The sequence below is a fragment of the Verrucosispora sp. NA02020 genome, assembly GCF_013364215.1.
In the GTDB taxonomy this organism is placed as follows: domain Bacteria; phylum Actinomycetota; class Actinomycetes; order Mycobacteriales; family Micromonosporaceae; genus Micromonospora.
On sequence record NZ_CP054923.1, the window covers coordinates 5,271,876 to 5,288,775 of the forward strand.

The 16,900-nt window shown below is 68.4% G+C and carries 16 protein-coding genes; 15 read left to right on the forward strand and 1 reads right to left on the reverse strand.

What is annotated here, in order from left to right:
- Positions 1-823 precede the first annotated feature (823 nt).
- The 8 genes from HUT12_RS23140 (at position 824) to HUT12_RS23175 (ending at position 7,197) form a co-directional block, all read left to right on the forward strand.
- A complete protein-coding gene (locus tag HUT12_RS23140) occupies positions 824-2,929 on the forward strand; it encodes a hypothetical protein (protein WP_176094712.1) in 2,106 nt (701 codons plus the stop codon).
- Between the two features lie 2 nt (positions 2,930-2,931).
- Positions 2,932-3,288, forward strand: a complete 357-nt coding sequence (locus HUT12_RS23145; protein ID WP_176094713.1) for a DUF2190 family protein — start codon at positions 2,932-2,934, stop codon at positions 3,286-3,288.
- A gap of 14 nt (positions 3,289-3,302) precedes the next feature.
- Entirely contained in the window at positions 3,303-4,541 is a 1,239-nt protein-coding gene (locus HUT12_RS23150) for a Mu-like prophage major head subunit gpT family protein (RefSeq protein WP_176094714.1), read from the forward strand.
- 212 nt (positions 4,542-4,753) lie between these two features.
- Positions 4,754-5,005, forward strand: a complete 252-nt coding sequence (locus HUT12_RS23155; RefSeq protein WP_176094715.1) for a hypothetical protein — start codon at positions 4,754-4,756, stop codon at positions 5,003-5,005.
- Between the two features lie 789 nt (positions 5,006-5,794).
- Positions 5,795-5,974 carry a hypothetical protein gene (locus HUT12_RS23160; protein WP_176094716.1) on the forward strand — a complete coding sequence of 60 codons (180 nt, stop codon included), beginning with the start codon at positions 5,795-5,797 and terminating at the stop codon, positions 5,972-5,974.
- 14 nt (positions 5,975-5,988) lie between these two features.
- Positions 5,989-6,381, forward strand: coding sequence for a hypothetical protein (locus tag HUT12_RS23165; RefSeq protein WP_176094717.1), 393 nt, complete (start codon positions 5,989-5,991; stop codon positions 6,379-6,381).
- Between the two features lies 1 nt (position 6,382).
- Positions 6,383-6,820 (forward strand): DUF6093 family protein, encoded by a 438-nt coding sequence (locus HUT12_RS23170; RefSeq protein ID WP_176094718.1) that lies wholly within the window; start codon positions 6,383-6,385, stop codon positions 6,818-6,820.
- Complete coding sequence (locus tag HUT12_RS23175; RefSeq protein ID WP_176094719.1) at positions 6,820-7,197, forward strand: HK97-gp10 family putative phage morphogenesis protein; 378 nt, start codon at positions 6,820-6,822, stop codon at positions 7,195-7,197. The genes HUT12_RS23170 and HUT12_RS23175 overlap by 1 nt, the downstream gene beginning before the upstream one ends.
- Here HUT12_RS23175 and HUT12_RS23180 read toward each other — a convergent pair.
- On the reverse strand, positions 7,194-8,192 hold the full coding sequence (locus HUT12_RS23180) for a hypothetical protein (protein ID WP_176094720.1): 999 nt from the start codon (positions 8,190-8,192) through the stop codon (positions 7,194-7,196). The two genes, HUT12_RS23175 and HUT12_RS23180, sit on opposite strands and share 4 nt — an antisense overlap.
- A gap of 117 nt (positions 8,193-8,309) precedes the next feature.
- On the opposite strand from HUT12_RS23180, the gene HUT12_RS23185 reads away from it, so the two are divergent.
- From HUT12_RS23185 to HUT12_RS23215, 7 genes are all read left to right on the forward strand, one after another.
- Positions 8,310-8,759, forward strand: coding sequence for a hypothetical protein (locus tag HUT12_RS23185; RefSeq protein WP_176094721.1), 450 nt, complete (start codon positions 8,310-8,312; stop codon positions 8,757-8,759).
- 13 nt (positions 8,760-8,772) lie between these two features.
- On the forward strand, positions 8,773-9,090 hold the full coding sequence (locus tag HUT12_RS23190; protein WP_176094722.1) for a hypothetical protein: 318 nt from the start codon (positions 8,773-8,775) through the stop codon (positions 9,088-9,090).
- Positions 9,087-9,599 (forward strand): hypothetical protein, encoded by a 513-nt coding sequence (locus HUT12_RS23195; RefSeq protein ID WP_176094723.1) that lies wholly within the window; start codon positions 9,087-9,089, stop codon positions 9,597-9,599. Before HUT12_RS23190 ends, HUT12_RS23195 begins: the two co-directional genes overlap by 4 nt.
- Positions 9,600-9,697: 98 nt before the next feature.
- Complete coding sequence (locus tag HUT12_RS23200) at positions 9,698-10,264, forward strand: hypothetical protein (protein ID WP_176094724.1); 567 nt, start codon at positions 9,698-9,700, stop codon at positions 10,262-10,264.
- A 440-nt stretch (positions 10,265-10,704) separates the two neighbouring features.
- A complete protein-coding gene (locus HUT12_RS23205; protein ID WP_176094725.1) occupies positions 10,705-14,592 on the forward strand; it encodes a hypothetical protein in 3,888 nt (1,295 codons plus the stop codon).
- Positions 14,593-14,642: 50 nt separating this feature from the next.
- Positions 14,643-15,593, forward strand: a complete 951-nt coding sequence (locus HUT12_RS23210) for a phage tail domain-containing protein (protein WP_176094726.1) — start codon at positions 14,643-14,645, stop codon at positions 15,591-15,593.
- 1 nt (position 15,594) lies between these two features.
- Entirely contained in the window at positions 15,595-16,782 is a 1,188-nt protein-coding gene (locus tag HUT12_RS23215; RefSeq protein ID WP_176094727.1) for a siphovirus ReqiPepy6 Gp37-like family protein, read from the forward strand.
- The last annotated feature ends 118 nt before the right edge of the window (positions 16,783-16,900 follow it).

Here is a 16,900-nt window from a genome sequence, read left to right on the forward strand (position 1 = left end):
GCGCCGTCGTGGCGTGAAGCCGTCGAACTGCTCGTGGCGTGGGCCGCCCAGCATGGACGCTGGCCCACGCCGGTAGAGATCGGCCGCATCGAACAAGTACCGGCCGCCCACGACGCCACCACCGCCGAACTCGATGCACTGACCGCAGCCACCATCGCAACGGTCACCGCAGCCGCCGGCCTGGCTATCACCGTCACCGCCGACAGCGAACCGCGCATCATCGCGTCGCAGGTGCCGCCCACCTACCGGGACGACATGCGGCGGCGGGCAGCGCAGCGGATCCTGCCGACGGCCCTGGACGTGATCCGGCGCCGGGTGGGGCAGGCCATCACCGCGCAGTCCCGGCCGCTCGGCGCGGACGCTGCCGCAGCCATCCGCCGCGAGCTGGTGCGCGGCGTGAAGGTCGGCGCGAACCCGCTCGAAACGGCGCGGCGTGCGGTCGCGGCGGTTTCGGGCGCGTTCGAGGGGGGCGCGTCCCGAGCCGCCAACATCGCCCGCACGGAGACACTCGACGCATATCGGGTGGCTTCCCGGTACGCGCATGAAGCCAACGCCGACGTGCTCGACGGCTGGGTGTGGCTCGCGACAGTGAATGGCAAAGGCGCGGCCCGCACCTGTTCTAGCTGCTGGGCCATGCATGGCACGGTGCACCCGCTCGACACCCCCGGTCCTCTTGATCACCAGCAGGGCAGATGCGGGAGAGCCCCCCACGTCCGGCCGTGGCGCGAACTCGGCATCGACCTCGACGAACCCGCCGACGCCATCCCCGACCGACAAGCCGCGTGGGACGCCCTCACCGACGCCCAACAACGTCAGGTGATGGGTGCCCGCCGCCTCGCCCTATTCCGCTCCGGGGCCGTCGGCTGGGCGGACCTCGCGCAGTTGCGCACCAACACCGCGTGGCGGGATTCGTACACGCCCCGCCCGGTGTCTGACCTCGAACGCATCGCCAACCAACGGCGCTAACGATGGGAGGCGACCCATGCCGAAGCATCCCGCCCCTGTGCGGGTGACAGCCTCGCTGGCCGGCTACTCGGAGGCGGCTTTCGCTGCTGCCGCCGCCACCCGCCGCATGGTTGCCGAGTCTGCGCCAGCCGTCCAAGACGTGCCGGAGGTGGAGACGTCGGCACCGACCGAGCCGACGACGCCACTAGAGCCCGCACCAGAAGCATCCGAAGCCGAACCGACCGGCGACCTGAGCGAAGCCGGCAACGCCGCGCGACTTCGGAAGTATTGGACGACCGGCCCTGGGGCAATCCGTCTGGCCTGGGGCACTCCGGGTGACTGGACCCGCTGCGTCAAAGCCCTCGACGGCAAGATGCGCGACCCCAAGGGCTACTGCGCCGAGCTGCACAAGCAGGTCGTGGGCTACTGGCCCGGGGACAAGCGCAACAACAGCGCAGGCGAAGCCGACGCCAGCGACCATGCCGAACGGATCACGGTCCGCGAAGCCGACCTGTCCGGCGCCACCGTCACCCAGTCCGGTCGCCTGTCGATCCGGCTGATTCGCGCCGGGTGGAGCCTCAACGGAAATCTCTACCCCGCCGAGGTGCTGCGCCGCGACGGCCCGAAAGCGTGGCCCGCCGGCACCCTGTGCTACGTCGACCACGCCACCGACGAGGAAGACGCCGCCCGCCCGTCCGGCAGTGTCCGCAACCTCGCCGCCGTGACCACCTCCGACGCCCGCTGGGACGAGGCCGAGCAGGCGTTGACCGCTGAGGCCCGACTGTTCGCGCCGTGGCGTGAGGCGATCACCGACATGGCCGACACGATCGGCATGTCCATTCGGGCGTGGGTGACCGGCGAACACGGCGAACGTGACGGCCGGACCGGGTTCATCGTCCAGTCGATTCCCGAAGGCCGCTCCGTCGACTTCGTCACCAAACCTGCGGCGGGGGGTGGCATCGTGTCTGTCCTCGAATCCGTCGGCAACCAGGTGCCCACTGCTGAGGCGCGCAACGTCGGCCAATGGCTGGAATCGCGGCTGCATCTGACGCTCACCCAGCTCGGCGACGACATGTACGGCGACGGCCGCCTCACCCGCGACGAACGCATCACCCTGTCGGCAGCCATCGGCGACGCCTTGCAGGCGTGGACGGCCCGCGTCGAGCAGGACGCCCCGGCGCTGTTTCAGCGAGACCTGTGGGATGAGCCGGCCGTACCGGAGACCGCCCAGGCGCAGGAGACGGCGCCCGCCGCCAGTCCAGCCGATCCCCCGCCGCCCGCCGAGAAGCCACCGGCGGACGACACGGCCGCTTCGGCGGACACCCCTGATGACGTGACGGACGGCGCCCCGCCGACCGCACCCAACCCACCCACTAAGGAGGAACCCGCTATGTCGGGTACCACGACCGGCACCGCGCCGGTTGAGGCGGGGACGGCACCGGTCGTCGACACCGCCACCACCGCGATCGCCGCCGAGGCGCCGAGTGTGGACGTGCAGGCGCTCGTGACTGCCGCGCTCACCGAGGCCCTGGGGCCGGTGACGCAGCAGCTCGCCACCGTGCAGCAGGCGCTCACCGCGCAGCAGAACGAGAACACCGCGCTGCGGAACCGCGCCACCGCGTCCGAGGCTGTCGCTGCCGCCCTGCGTGCCCCCGAGCACGCCGACGTGGCCGCCCAGATCGGGCCGCGTGTGACCGCCCGCATCCTCGACGCTGTTCCCACCACCGCCGAGGGTGTCGTGGACGGTGCCGCGCTCACCGAGCGGATCACGGCAACGATCACCGACGAGGCCACCTACGTGCGGGGCGCCCGCGCGGAGGCCCTGGAAGCGGCCGGCGTCGGCCAGCCGTACGGGCTCGGCCAGCGCGCCGACGAGTCGCACACCCAGGACGACGGGTTCACCGCCGAACTGGACGACTTCTTCTCCAACACCCTCGGTCTCGCTTCCGAGGCCGCGAAGGTCGCCGCGAAGGGACGTGCCTGATCATGGCGAAGAACACCGTGTACATGTGGACCGAGTCCCTGCCGCTCGTCTGCTCGTCCCCCGCCACCCCGCAGTCCGGTGACCCGGTCCTGTTCGGGCAGCTTCCCGGCGTGGCCCTCACCAACGAGGACTCCAACGGCGTCACCACCTGCGCCCTCGACGGCACGTTCGACCTGTCGGTGAAGGGCGAAGGCGCGGGCGGTAACGCCGCGATCACCGCCGGAGCGAAGGTCTACTACGAGGCCGGGCAGACCCCGCCCCTCAACGTGGACGCCACCAACGGCGTCTACTTCGGCATCGCCATGGCCGCCGTGTCATCGGGTGCGACCGCCACCATCCCCGTTCGCGTCGGCTACTGAGGAGTCCAGCGCACATGACTACCGCACTGCTCGACGCTGGCACCGCGACGCTGGGCCAGCTCGACACCTACCACGCCGGCACCGAGAGTGCCTCCACGTCCGCCATCTTCGGCGGCGACGGCACCCTGCTGTCCGGCAACCGGCGGCAGCGCCGCCAGGAGTCCCGCGACTACCAGAAGCGGCTGATCGGCCTGACCCGCCTGTACCGGGGCACCATCGAAGGCGACCGGCGGGCCACCGTCGCGTTCCAGGAGGCGATGTCCCGCAGCGACTTCACGGTCCTGTTCGGCGACATCATCGACCGGCAGCTTCTCGCCGCCTACCAGACGCGGCCCGTGCAGTGGCCGACGTACGCGAAGCGCGGCCGGGTCCGGGACTTCCGCACCGTCAAGCGGTTCACCCTCGACGGCGGCGAAGCCACCCTCAACCAGGTGAAGGAGCTGGCCCCGTACAAGGTCCGCTCGGTCACCGACAACGCATACACGTACGCGGTCGCGAAGTACGGTGACCAGATCGCCGTGTCGTGGGAAACCATGGTCAACGACGACCTGGACGCCCTCACCGACCTGCCCACCCGGCTCGGTAACGCGGCCCGGCGCACGGAGGAGAAGTTCGCCGCGCAACTGTTCTCCGGCGCGGGCGGCCCCGACGGCACGTTCTTCTCCAACGCCAACCGGAACCTCATCAACGCGACGGTCACCGGCTCCGGCACCCCCACCAACCCTCCGCTGTCCATCACCGGGTTGCAGTACGCCATGCAGACCCTCGGCCAGCAGAAGGACACCGACGGCGGCCCCATCTACGTCGAAGGTGTGACCCTGGTGGTGCCTCCGGCGCTGGAAGTCGCCGCGAACAACATCATCAACGCGACGGAGATTCTGGCCGCGACCGGCGGCGGCGACGGCACCGGCCGTGACCAGCTTCGCGTCACCAACTGGATGCGTAACCGCGTGTCCGTGGTGGTGAACCCGTGGCTGCCGATCGTCAACACCACCAACGGCAACACCGCCTGGTACGTTTTCGCGAACCCGAACGTGGGTCGCCCCGCCATGGAACTCGGGTTCCTGATCGGGCATGAGACCCCGGAGCTGTGGGTGAAGTCGCCGAACGCGATGCGGGTCGGCGGCGGCCCGGTGGCCCCGGAGGAGGGCGACTTCGAGCACGACGCCATTCAGTACCGGGTGAGGATGGTGCTGGGTGGGACGCTGATGGACCCGAAGTCGGCGGTCGCGAGCCTCGGCACTGGGGCCTGATCGTGGGCCGGGCGCGTCCGAATCTGGGCACTCCGTTCGGGCCGTCCGGCCCGTGGCTGGCTGCTCTGGTCGATGTGGTCGGCGACCTGTATGACCTGCTGGATGCCCGGCTTCCCCACCCCGCGTCTGCGGATGGTGGGGGGCCGGCGTCAGCAGGCGTACGGAAGGTCACCGAACCGGATCCCGAGGTGCGGCCCGGCCGGGTGGCGCCGGTGTCTGAGCCGGAACCCGACAGCAAGCCTGACGCCGACGACGAGTCGGAGCCGGTGCAGGAACCCGCCCCCGATCCGGAGCCCGAGTCGAACCCGGCCCTGCCGCCACCCCCGCCCCGCCGTGGGCGCGGCTCCGGCATCGACTCGTGGCAAGCCTGGGCGAACATCGCCAAGGTGCCGTACGACCCCGACGACGGCCGCAACGACATCATCGACGCCTGCATCCGGGCGGGCGTGCTCGACGCCGAGTAGGGAGTAACGCGGGTGACCCTCAGCCCACCACCCGAAACCCCGTCCACGATGAAAGGGCAGCGGCGTGGTCTCGCCACCCTCGGCCCCGACGGGAAGCTGCGCGCCGAGCAGGTGCCTGATGATTTGGCGGCAGCAGCAGCGCAGGTCACCGCAGAGGTGGTCCGTGCTGTCGTCGGCGAGTGGATGCGCGCCAACCCGCCGACTTCGGGTCCTCAAGGGGAACGTGGACCGGAGGGTGTGGCGGGCGCGTCGGTGACGGTGGAGCAGATCCGGGACGCCGTGGAGGCGCACCTGTCTGCTCATCCGCCGCCGACCGGTCCTGCTGGTCCGCAGGGTCCTGTCGGGGATCGTGGTGAGTCTGGTCCGGCGGGTGAACGTGGCCCATCCGGTCTGGTTGGGGATCGTGGACCTGAGGGTCCGATCGGATCGTCTGGTCCGGCCGGGGATCGGGGTGAGGTGGGGCCTGCTGGTCCGCCCGGCCCGGATGGGGCTACTGGTCCGCAGGGTCAACGCGGGGAACGTGGCGAAACTGGCCTGGCGGGACCGACCGGGCCGAAAGGCGATGTCGGGGCCGCCGGTCAGCGTGGGGAACCCGGCCCGACCGGCCCGGTGGGCGCCACAGGCCCGAAGGGTGATCCGGGCGTGCAAGGCCCGGCCGGCATCCCCGCCGACATGTCTCGGGTCACCGCACTCGAAGCAGTCGCCGGGAAGGTGTCCGCCGGGCAGGCCGCCGTACCCGCCCTACTACTTGGCGCTACTGCCACCGTGCAGGTGACGCTGCGCCCACCTATGCCCGACACCAGCTTCGCGGCGTCGGCGCTGGTGGTGGGCGGCACCAACATCCTGTCAACGCTGGGCGTGCAGTCGTGGTCGATCGTGTCCGGCAGCCGCGTCGATGTGGTCGTCAAGGCCAACGGCGTGTTGTCGGCTGGCGCCGCGCAGGTTTTGGTGATCGCTACCCGCCAGTGATCGGGGGTGACGTGGTGCCGCTGTTCACCGGCGATTCGCCGTTCACCGCCGATCCGTCCACCCCGGTGGGCATGATCCGGCTGCTGATCACGGACCTGTCCGAGCAGTCGCCGCTGTTCACTGATGAGCAGTTGATGGCGCTGCTGGCGGCCGAACGTAGCAGTGTGAAGCGCGCGGCTGCGGCGGCGTTGGAGACGATCGCCCGTTCCGAAACGCTCATCGCCAAACACATCAGCACCAACGACCTGACCACCAACGGCCCGTCGGTGGGCGCCGAGCTGCGCGCGTCCGCAAAGTCGCTGCGTGAACAGGCCAAGCAGGACGAAGACGATCTGATCGACGGCGCGGACGCGTGGGGGCTCTCGGTCGTCGACTTCGATCCGCAGGCCCCGTACAGGCGGTGGTGACATGCCGTTGCCGAACTCGCCACTCATCCATCCCAAGTTCGAGCAGCATCACCGGCCGGTGGTGGAGGGCTCGATGACGGTGCTGGTGAGGCTGTCGCGTCCGCGTGAGGGGGGCGTGCGCGACAAGACGACCGGGGTTACCACGTTCGCCACCGACGAGCCAATCTGGGAGGGTCACGCGTCGCTGCGAGCCAACCTCACTGGCGGGCCGACGGTGCAGGCGGATCGGGTGGTCGCCATCGGCGCCTACCTGCTGCGTGTGCCCGCCGGTGCTCCGGCACTGCGGGTGCGGGATGTGGTGGATGTGCGCGGCGACGTGTCCGATCCGAGCCTGGTCGGGGTGCGACTGCGGGTGGTGGACGTGCCCCGGTCCGGCCTGTCGTGGCAGCGGGTCGCTGGCTGCGACATCGAACAGCCGATCAACCGCCGGGAGTCGTGATGGTCGACATCAGGGTTGAAGGCGGCGGCGAACTGACGGTCATCGCAGCGCAGCTACGAACGAAACGCGCCAGCATCGGTCGCGAAGGGTCGCAGGTGGTGCGCCGGTCGGCACTGGCCGGTGAGGCTGCCGCGAAGGCTTTCGCACCGGTTCTGACTGGCCATCTCAAGTCGAGTATCGGCCACGAGTTCAGCGGCTCTGCCGCCACCGGGGTCATGGATGGCGAGTGGGGTGCTGAGGCCCGGTACGCGAAGTGGGTCGAGGGCGGGACCTCAAGAATGGCCCCTCAGCCTTTCGTTGGCCCGTCCCTCGACGCAGTAACGCCCGGATTTCTCCAAGCAGTCGAGGCTATTTCTGATCCACTTGGCGATGGCTAGCAGGTGATCGGGTCTGGCAGTCCGGCGGCCAACCGCCGTCGCCAAGTGCCTCGCCCGAACGTCCATGCAGGAAGTTCGATTAGCGGCAGCCCGTTCTCCCGATAAAGCCTGGTCTTGCGCTCGCGGCGGGCGTCGTAGGTCGCAGAGCCTTCCACCCCCCAAACCTCGACGTAGATGCCAGCAACCAGGAAGTCGGCGGCGTAACGGCGATCACCTGGCAGGCGCGGCTCGACTTCATGCGCGTACCCATGTTCGGTGAGCCAGTCATCGACTCGCTGTTCGTAAACCGAACGGGCAAGGTGCCCGTCCGCACATTCCCATCGGCGACCGCCCTGCCAGCCGTTGCGCCGCAGCTTGATGCCGTACTCCCGGCATCGCTGTCCAATCGTTCCTGAGCTAACCCCGAACTCTGCGGCGATGCTGCTGGTGGACTCACCTTCGGCGTATCGACGTTCAAGTTCGTCGGGGCCAGGCAGGTGGACATGCTGACCGCGCCGTCGGGTCTGCCATACGGTCGGCTTGGCGATGCCGTGTGCGGCAAGCCAGTGGCCGACTGCGCTGTAGGTGACGCCGTACCGTTCCGCGATCTTCCGGTAGCCGAGATGTTCGACGTAAACGAAGCGATACAGCTCGTCCCGGCTCGGCGCTTCGATCCCACGGTAGGCGAGCCCTTGACCGGGCGCGCGGAGTTCGATGCCGTGGGCCTTAAGCCAGCGTCCTACAGTTATGCGCTGCACTCCGTACTGAGCGGCGATCTGTCGGGTAGTCAGATCCTGGTCAATGTAAAGTCTTCGGAGTTCGGATGCCCCCGGCGCTTCACCCTTGAAGTTCCGGCGAACAGGTCGCCGCTCGATGCCGTACTCCTTGAGCCAGTTGGAAACAGAAGTTCGGCAGACTCCTATTTGCGCCGCGATGCGTGTTGCCGACATTCGCTGGTCGACGTAGAGCGCTCGCAGTTGAGCAGCGTTCGGCCTGTTGGGAGTCAGTGGCGGCATGACCTAATTGTATGTCGACTTTGGCACGAGAAGAATGTGCTAATCGTCTCGGCGTCTTTCCGCTTACTAAAGGAATAAGCAACCGCTCGACTAGCTGACCGGTCCGGGGGTGGTCTGGTGACTGCCCCCTCCGTTGAACCGTCCGTCGACCATGCGGAAGCCATCGAGGCGATGCTGCGCGCCGGCACCGCGCACGAGGTCCACATGGGTGCGCCTGAGGTGCCGGACGACGAACTCACCTACCCGCACTACATCGTGTGGCCACCCCCGGCGACGCCAGGGTTGCAGCGGCTTGCCGGTGACGGCGGGGATGTGTGGACCCGCACCCAGATCACCTGCGTCGCCCTCACACCCCTGGACGTGATCGGCGCCGCCGACCGTGCCCGCCGTGCCCTGCACCGCCGACGGCCCACCATCGCCGGCCGCCTGTGCGGCGACATCGAGCAAGACCCCGAAGCGTCCGTCGCCCCACCGGTACCGGATCCGACACCACGGTCCACCGATGGCCGGCAGGTGTACACGACCGCCCTGCTTTTCCTGCTGCACAGCAGCCCGCTCACTCTCTGAGGAAGGAATCACCGTGCCCGAGAACGATCGTCTCGGCGGGGGTCGGCGGGCAGCCCGCACCACCCCCAACCGGACCCCGTACGTGTGGGTGGAAGACGACTCCACCGGCCACCGGTACGACGTGCTGGAAACCGCGCTGCGGCCCGGCATGACCCCGGTGGAGGGCTACGACAAGAACTACACCGGCCGTCCACGCCACCCCAAGCACCGCACCGACCTGTCGGGTCAGAACAGTCGGGCTGCCGGTGTGACCACCGCCGGTGACACCGACGCCGACACGCCTGCCGCCGACGCCCCCACCAAGACCAGTCCGAAGGGGGCGCAGCGATGACGCAGCCCATGCCGACGGCGGTGACCACCAACGGCACCGTCGCAGTCAAGATCGTGCAGGCGATTGCGGCCCCTGCCGCGCCGGTCGTCACCGAAGTCAACGCGGTCAGCTCGGTCGACCTGTCGTGCTACCTGACCGGCGACGGCTACGCCGCCGAAACGTCGGAGAACACGGTAGAGGATCCGCGCCTGTGCTCGAAGCAGATCTTCGAGGCGCGCGGCGACTTCACCGACACGCTGGAAATCACGTACGTGTTCAACCCGGCCAGCCCGACCGACGACGGCGCCCGCCTCGCCCTACCGCCGGGTACTGCCGCGTTCCTGGTGACCCGCTGGGCGGTCGACTCCGAGGACGCGTTCGCCGCCTCGGATCTGGTGGATGTGATCCCGTTCGAGGCTGGCATCCAGCGCAAGCAGGCCCCAACCCGCAACGGGGTGCACCGCATCACCCAGAAGCTGTTCATCACGGGCCCGGTGCAGCGGGACGTCGCAATCGTGGGCGGCGGCTGATCCGGCCTCTTCTGCCTTCTTCCTTCTGATTGGGGGCGGGCCGGTTCGTGCCGGGTGTCACGGCTGGTCCGCCCCCACCTACTTGCTGGGGAGCAAACATGGATTTCGATCTGCTGTTGGATGAGGCGTCGCCGCGTGAAACGGTGGTGCCGCTCTGCCTGAACGGGAAGCTGCGCGCCGAGTATGAGGCGGTGAAGGCCCGCATCGACGAACGTGCGGCAAACGCCGACGACGGCGGCGGCGGCGGATTGGACGGCGACGACCGGATGGCGAGCCGCACGGCGAAGCCGGAGCCGGACCTGGAACAGCCGGTGCTGGACGATCTGGTCGAGAAGATGCGCGCCCACACCGTCCCGTTCAAGCTGCGCGCGTTGGGCCGTCAGGAGTGGGCCGACCTGTTCTCGAAGTATCCGCCGCGCGAGGACCGCCAGACCGGCAAGCGCGACCCCCGCGACACGATGGGCGTCAACGCCACCGACTTCTTTCCCGCACTGGTGCGGGCGTCGGTGTTCGAGCCGGCGATGACGCCGGAGCGGTGGGTGAAGCTCGACAAGGTTCTGTCCGACGCCCAGTTCGACAAGCTGGCGACGGCTGCGTGGCTGCTAAACCGGGTGGAGGAGGATGTCCCTTTCTCGCTGAGCGGATCGCCCGCCACCCCGACCTGAGGCGGAAGCTGACCGCTGCCCGCGCCTTGGGTGTGTCGTTGCGGAGGTTCGACGGCTGGGAGCCTGCCGAATGGACTGAGGTCGTCGCTTGGGATGAGCAGGGGCGCCCGAGCCGGTGGGTGACGCGTCGGGAGCCCGAGTGGGATGCGCGGGAACGCGCGTGGATGCTCGCCCTGGACTGGCACGAGTCCAGCCTGTGCCGCAAGTGCAGCCAGCCGCTCGCCGAGTGCACCGATCCGGCGAACGACCCCGACAACCCGGCCAGCGAGCGCATGTACATCGCTGAGCCGCCGACTGAGTGTTTCGCCTGCAAGGTGTTGACGCGGGCGGACGAGAAGTGGCACAAGGATTCGCCTGACTCGTCCCCGTATGTGATCCATACGGCGGCGTTGGTGGATCGGCCGCCGCGACGGAGACCAGCACTGAGGGGGTGACCCCTCGTGGCGGACCGCACTGTGTCTGTGCGTTTGCGGCTGATGGTCCGCGACTACACGTCGAGCGCGACCGAGGCGGAGCGGGCAACCCGCCGCCTGCGGGACTCGCAGGAAGCCCTCGGCAACACGTCGAAGCGGACCGCCGCCGACATGACGAAGGCCGCGAACGCTGCCTCCGACTACGGGCGGAAGGCGTCCACTGGTCTGCTGCTGGTGGCTGGCGGCGCTGCGGCGGCCGGCGGCTCGTTGAAGTTGCTGCCTCCACTGCTGGCGGCGACGGCGACGGGCGCGAGTGTCCTGCCGGGCATGCTGACCGGGGTTGCCGCGTCGCTGGGCACCCTCAAGGTGGCGACGCTGGGTGTCGGCGACGCACTGGACGAGATCTTCGACAACGACGACCCGTTCGGCAGGTTGGCGCCGTCGGCTCGCGCTCTCGTCAACGAGATGGGCCGGTTGAAGCCGGAACTTCTGGCGTTTCAGCAGTCGATCCAGGATGCGGCCCTCGGCAGCGCGGCGGGCAACTTCAACCGCCTCGCGACCACTACGCTGCCGCGCCTCACCACCGAGGCTGTCATTCTCGGCAGGGCGTGGGACCGCACGTGGACTGCCCTCACCGACGCCGCCACGGACACCACGTTCCTTGACGGCGTGTCGGTGGCGTCTCAGTCGACGGCCCGGTTCATGGACCAGTTGGCGGTGCGGACGCAGGCCCTGGCCCGGTCGTGGGCGATCCTGATGATGTCGGCGGATCCGCTGGTGCGGATGGTCGGCGACCGGCTTGCCGGCTCCATCGACCGGATGAACGCCGCCGCGCAGAAGGCGCGGCAGACCGGCAGCCTGGACGAGTTCTTCCGCACCGGGGTCGAGTCCGGTGGGGCGCTGCTGTCGATCGTCGGCGACATTTTGGCCATCACCGGCCAGGTCGTTGGTGCTGTCAACCGGCAGTCGGCGTCGATCACCGATGCGGCATCGACGCTTGACGCCTACATCAAGTCGGGCCGATCGGCCGCTGACGTTGCCGGCATCGTGGACACGCTGACCGCCGCCTACGAGGGCATGGCCGACGTGCTGGGCCCGCTCGGCACGATCGCCCGTGACGCGCTCGCCGACCCGGCCACCCGTGACGGCTTGGCGACGATGTTCGACATTCTCGCCGCCGGTTCGCAGGCACTGAGGGTCGTGTTCGACCTGTTCCAGGCGCTGCCGGACGGTGTGCAGTCGACGGTGATCGCCGCCGTCGCGCTCGGTGCGGTGGTGCAGAAGACGACGACTGCCGTTGCAGCGCTCGGTGTGGCAGCGACCGGCACTGCTGCCAAGCTGACGGCCCTCGGCGGGGCGGGTGCGACCGCCGGCCGTGGCCTGACCGGGCTCGCTGCCGTCGCCGGACGCGCCATGACGGTGCTTCTGGCGCTACAGCTCGCCGGTATCGTGTTCGAGCAGTTCGAGCCCGCCGCCGCCAACGTGGACCGGCTCACCGACTCGGTGAAGCGGTTTGTGGAAACCGGCCAGGTGGGTGGCGAACTTACCCGCGTGTTCGGCGAGAACCTGGACGGCCTGAGCAAGGCTGCTGGTGCTGCCGGTGACGGTTTCATCGCCAAGACTGGTCGCGCGATTGAGTCGCTGATTCCGCCGGTCAAGAGCCTGAACGAGATTTTCCAGGGTGGTTCGTTCCTGGGGTCGGTGGAGCGGTTCCGGGCGCTGGACGCGTCGATGTCCGGCTACGCGCGCACCACCAACGACACGGCTGGTGTGACGGCTGCGTGGCAGAAGGTGTTAGCGGAGTCAGGTCGGTCGACGGCCGAGCTGGCGGAGCTGCTGCCGTCCACGTGGTCGGAGTTGCAGCGGTTGCAGAACGCGGCCCACAACGGGGCCGGATCGGTAGCTGAGCTGGACCGGCGCACGAAGCTGCTGTCGGGCGGGCTGCGCGAGGCGGTCCGCAACGGACGTGACCTTATCGGCATTTTCAACGAACTCAACGGTGCCGCGATTGACGCCGCCGAGTCGGAGATTCGGGCCGAAGATGCCGTCGACCGGCTCACCGAGGCGTTGAAGCGCAACGGGAAGGCACTCAACAAGCGCGGCACCGACTTTGACGTGACGAACGCGAAGGGTCGGGAGAACAAGCAGCTCACGATCGACCTGTTGCGGATCGGCGCGGAGCACGCTGCCAACGTTCACGAGCAGACCGGCTCAGTGGAGGCGGGCAGTAAGGCTTGGGAAAAGTACTCGGGTCAACTTCGGAAGGTGCTCGGCGATCAGAAGCTGACCACCGCGCAGATTGACTCCCTCATCGCCAAGTACGGGGAGATGCCCGACTTCAAGGCAACGGAGATCGCCACACCTGGGCTCCCTGCCGCCACCAGCGGTGTTCAGCAGTTCCATGAGGCGTTCAAAGCCATCCCGCCCAGCAAGACGGTGCCGTTCTTTGCGACGACCAGCGAGGCTGAGGCCGCTGTGCGTGTGTTGAAGTCCCGCATCGACGCTCTCAAGAGCAAACACATCTATGTGACGGGTACGGTCAAGTGGACGACCAGCGGGGATCTGCGGGTTCCGGGTGGGCGCGTGCTGCGCGGCAACAACCGGCATGGCGGGGTGTGGACGCCGACTGCGATGGCGGACGGCGGTGTCATGAAGGCCGGCATCTACCCGGCCAGCAACCCGCCGCTGATGCAGTTCGCAGAGCCGGAGACCGGTGGCGAGGCGTACATCCCCCGTCGCGGTGACCGTCGCCGTAACCTGTCGATCCTGAGCGAAGCGGCGGCGTGGAACAACGCGGCTGTGGTGCCGATGGCGGCCGGTGGGGTCATGTCGGCGACGAAGGCGGCGTCTGGCGGTCTGGTGTCGATTGGCCCGCCGGCCACGGCACCGCGCGAGCGTGGCAGCCGGTTGGACACGATCGACACGTACATCCGCGCCCGGGATGCCGTGGTCGACCTGAACAAGAGCCTCAAGGAGAATGGGCGCAGCTTCTCGCTGTCGACGGCGAAGGGTCGGGAGAACCGGTCGGCACTGTCGTCGGCGATCAAAGCGGCGCAGGCTGCGGCCGAGGCCAAGTACGCGGAGACGGGCAGCATCACGAAGGCGAACGCCGCCTACGACAACCACATCAAACGGCTGCGGGCGACGCTGCGTCAGCAGGGCGTGAACGCGGCGACGATCAAGAAGCTGATGGCGTCCATGTCGCAGCGGCCCAGCTACGACGTGCCGGGCAAGAGCCTCCCGTCGTCGGAGAAGAACATCGCCGCGATGGAAGGCCGGATCGCCGCCGAAGAGTCCTTGGCGAAGCTGGCCGACCATTTCAGCCTGGTGAAGCCGACGTTGGACATCAAGGACGAGGTGGGGCGAGAGAACCTGACCGAACTGTTCGGGTTCTTGAAGTCGGCCGAGCGGGCGGCGCAGGCGGTGCTGGAACAGACCGGCAACAAGAAGACCGCCACCGCCGTCTACGAGCAGTACGTCGCGCAACTGCGGCAGGTGCTCGCGCAGTCGGGGATGCCGAAGGCTCAAATCGACGGCCTGCTCAAGCAGTACGGCAAGATCGTCCTCACGCCCAACCTGCTCGGTGGGGTGTACGGGCCGGGCGGAATACCGACCAAGCTGACGCAGGGCGGCATCTATGCCGGGGCGCGCACCATGTACGCGTTCGCCGAGCCCAGCACCGGCGGGGAACTGTTCCTGCCCCGGCTCGGCCCCCAGCGTCGGGCCGAGGATCTGCTGCGTATCGGGGCCGGCTGGTACGGCGGCCGGTATGTGCCGTCGGCGAGAGGTGATGTGAGCACCACCCACACCAGCACCCTCAACGTGTACGGCGGGGACCGGCGGATGACCCTGTCGGACTACCAGACGCTGCAACGTCAGGCTGACGCTCGGGCACGCACCGGCCGCAAGGGCTAACTACAGCCCGACCGTCTGCCCGCTCCGATTGGTGAGGGTGGTGGTGGCGGATGCCGTTGTACACCGGCGCAACCACCACCACCCCACCTGTCATCACCCCACCAACCCCACCACCGGTCGTTATCCCACCCGAGGTGATCGATCCGGGCGAGTATCTGCCGATCTGGATAGATCCCGACGGGGTGGAGTGGGAACTGAACGCTCCCGGCCGTGACTTCTTCACCATGAACGCCGTCAGCGGCTACGGCATCACGCCCGTCAACCTGATCACCCGGCCGGATCCTCGCGGCGGCGTCACCGTCATCGGTGTCCGCTCGCAGCAGCGAACCCTGGTCTGGCCGGTGCGGGTGCGGGGCCGCACCCACATGGAGTTCCAGACCAGGTGGAGGCAGGTCGCGGCGGCGTTCGCGCTCACCAGACGGAAAGGGCCGGGACTGTTTCGGCTGCGCCGGCCGGACGGCACCTCCCGCGAAGTCCTCGCCTACTACCAGTCAGGGTGGGACGGCGAACCGGGCCAAGGGCACACCTACGACACACCGACGTTGACGCTGCTGTGCCCGGACGGATTTTGGCGCGACAGCCAGCCGATCACCCTGGAACGCACCACCGGCGAGGTCGGCGACTTCTTCGACCCATACCCGAACATCTCGTCCGGTGACGTCATCGGCGCCACCCAGATGTTCAACCCGGGCGAAGTGGAGGCATGGCCCACGTGGCGCCTCGACGGGCCGGCAACCCAACTGGTGGCGGTCAACCACACGACCACCCGCACCTTCACCGTCAACACATCCCTGTCAACGGGTGAGTATCTGACGATCACCACCCGTCCGGGGCGCGTCACAAACCATCTGGGGGCGACGGTCAACGGGGCTTTGGTGCGGCCCGGGTCGACGTTGTGGCGGTTGGAGCCGGGGGTGAACGACGTGGAGTTCACGGTCTCGGGTTCCACCACCAACACGAAGATCAGCATGTCGTTCTATCCGCGCTACGAGACGGCCTGACGTGGGCGTCCACGGTCCCGCCCCGGTAGAAGCCCAGTACACCATCTGGATCAGTGACCACAATCTGGCGCCGATCTCACAGCAGGTGGACGACTGGTCGTCGATCTCGTTGACGCTGCGATTCAACGAGGTGTCCAGTGGCGAGTTCACAGCCCCCGCCCATCCCGAGCTGGTGGCGGCGGCCCGAACACCCATGGCGCGGGTCGTGGTGGAACGCAACGGCGAAATCCTGCTGGCAGGGCCGATCGAGTACACGCCCCTCAAATACGACGCCGAAACGCACGGCTACGACGGGCACGGAGACATCACAGTCCGGTGGGCCGACGACCTGGCGTTGATTGCCGGCCGGATCAGCTACCCCAACCCGACGCTGGCGGCCACCGCCCAGGACGTCGCGAAGTGGACGCAGACGGGCACCCCTGAGGTGCTGATGCGTGCCCTGGTCGACAGCAACGGCGGGCCGGGCGCACTGTCCGATCGACGTATCCCCTGTCTGGTGCTGGGCGCCAGCGCGGGCATCACCGGCAGCGTCACATGGTCGACCCGGTTCCAGCCGGTCACCGACGACCTACGCGGCATTGCCGCCATCGCCCCCACCCGGGTCGGGTTCCGCACCCAGCAGGTCGACGGCGACATCGAGTTTCAGGTGTTCACCCCCACCGACCGCACCGGGTCGATCTGGTTCTCCCGCAGCATGGGCAACCTTGTGTCGCTCGACCACGAACCTGAGGCGCCGAAAACAACGGTCGGCATCGGCGGCGGCAAGGACGCCGGAGTGAACCGGCTCATCATCGAACGCGGCACACCGGGTGACTGGTGGCGGCTTGAAACGTTCGTGGATGGGGCGGGCGCCGACAACCTGACCGAGTTGCAGGCGATGACCGATGAGGAAATCGCCAACAACGCGGAGGTGCAGCGGCTCGCAGTTGTTGCCGCCGACGTGGACGGTCAGCGCTTCGGCGACTACCAACTGGGTGACGTGGTGGCGGTGGAGGCCGCGCCAGGTCAGCCGGATGTGCCGGACATTGTGTCGGCTGTCGAAATTGAGGTTGATCCCGGTGACGGGGAAACGATCCGGCCGATCATCGGCGTCAACTCCGCCCAGATGCTGAACCCTGCCGCTGCGGTGCAGCGCGACATTCTGCGCGCCCTGTCGCGGCGTGGCGCTTTCGTCGAAATCCCCTTGTAGAGGAGGTGACGTGTGGCCGGGTACGCCTACCCCACCACCGCCCACAACAGCCGGGTCGTCACCCCCCGCGAGTTCGAAGACTTGCAGTCGGGGCAGACCGTTGACGGCCTGATCGGGT

Excerpts from the sequence above, each read along its gene's own strand:
- HUT12_RS23145 (WP_176094713.1), top strand. The coding sequence starts at position 2,932 with ATGGCGAAGAACACCGTGTACATGTGGACCGAGTCCCTGCCGCTCGTC.
- HUT12_RS23200 (WP_176094724.1), top strand. The coding sequence starts at position 9,698 with ATGGATTTCGATCTGCTGTTGGATGAGGCGTCGCCGCGTGAAACGGTG.
- HUT12_RS23170 (WP_176094718.1), top strand. The coding sequence starts at position 6,383 with ATGCCGTTGCCGAACTCGCCACTCATCCATCCCAAGTTCGAGCAGCAT.
- HUT12_RS23160 (WP_176094716.1), top strand. The coding sequence starts at position 5,795 with ATGCCCGACACCAGCTTCGCGGCGTCGGCGCTGGTGGTGGGCGGCACC.
- HUT12_RS23180 (WP_176094720.1), bottom strand. The coding sequence starts at position 8,192 with ATGCCGCCACTGACTCCCAACAGGCCGAACGCTGCTCAACTGCGAGCG.
- HUT12_RS23195 (WP_176094723.1), top strand. The coding sequence starts at position 9,087 with ATGACGCAGCCCATGCCGACGGCGGTGACCACCAACGGCACCGTCGCA.
- HUT12_RS23175 (WP_176094719.1), top strand. The coding sequence starts at position 6,820 with ATGGTCGACATCAGGGTTGAAGGCGGCGGCGAACTGACGGTCATCGCA.
- HUT12_RS23210 (WP_176094726.1), top strand. The coding sequence starts at position 14,643 with ATGCCGTTGTACACCGGCGCAACCACCACCACCCCACCTGTCATCACC.
- HUT12_RS23150 (WP_176094714.1), top strand. The coding sequence starts at position 3,303 with ATGACTACCGCACTGCTCGACGCTGGCACCGCGACGCTGGGCCAGCTC.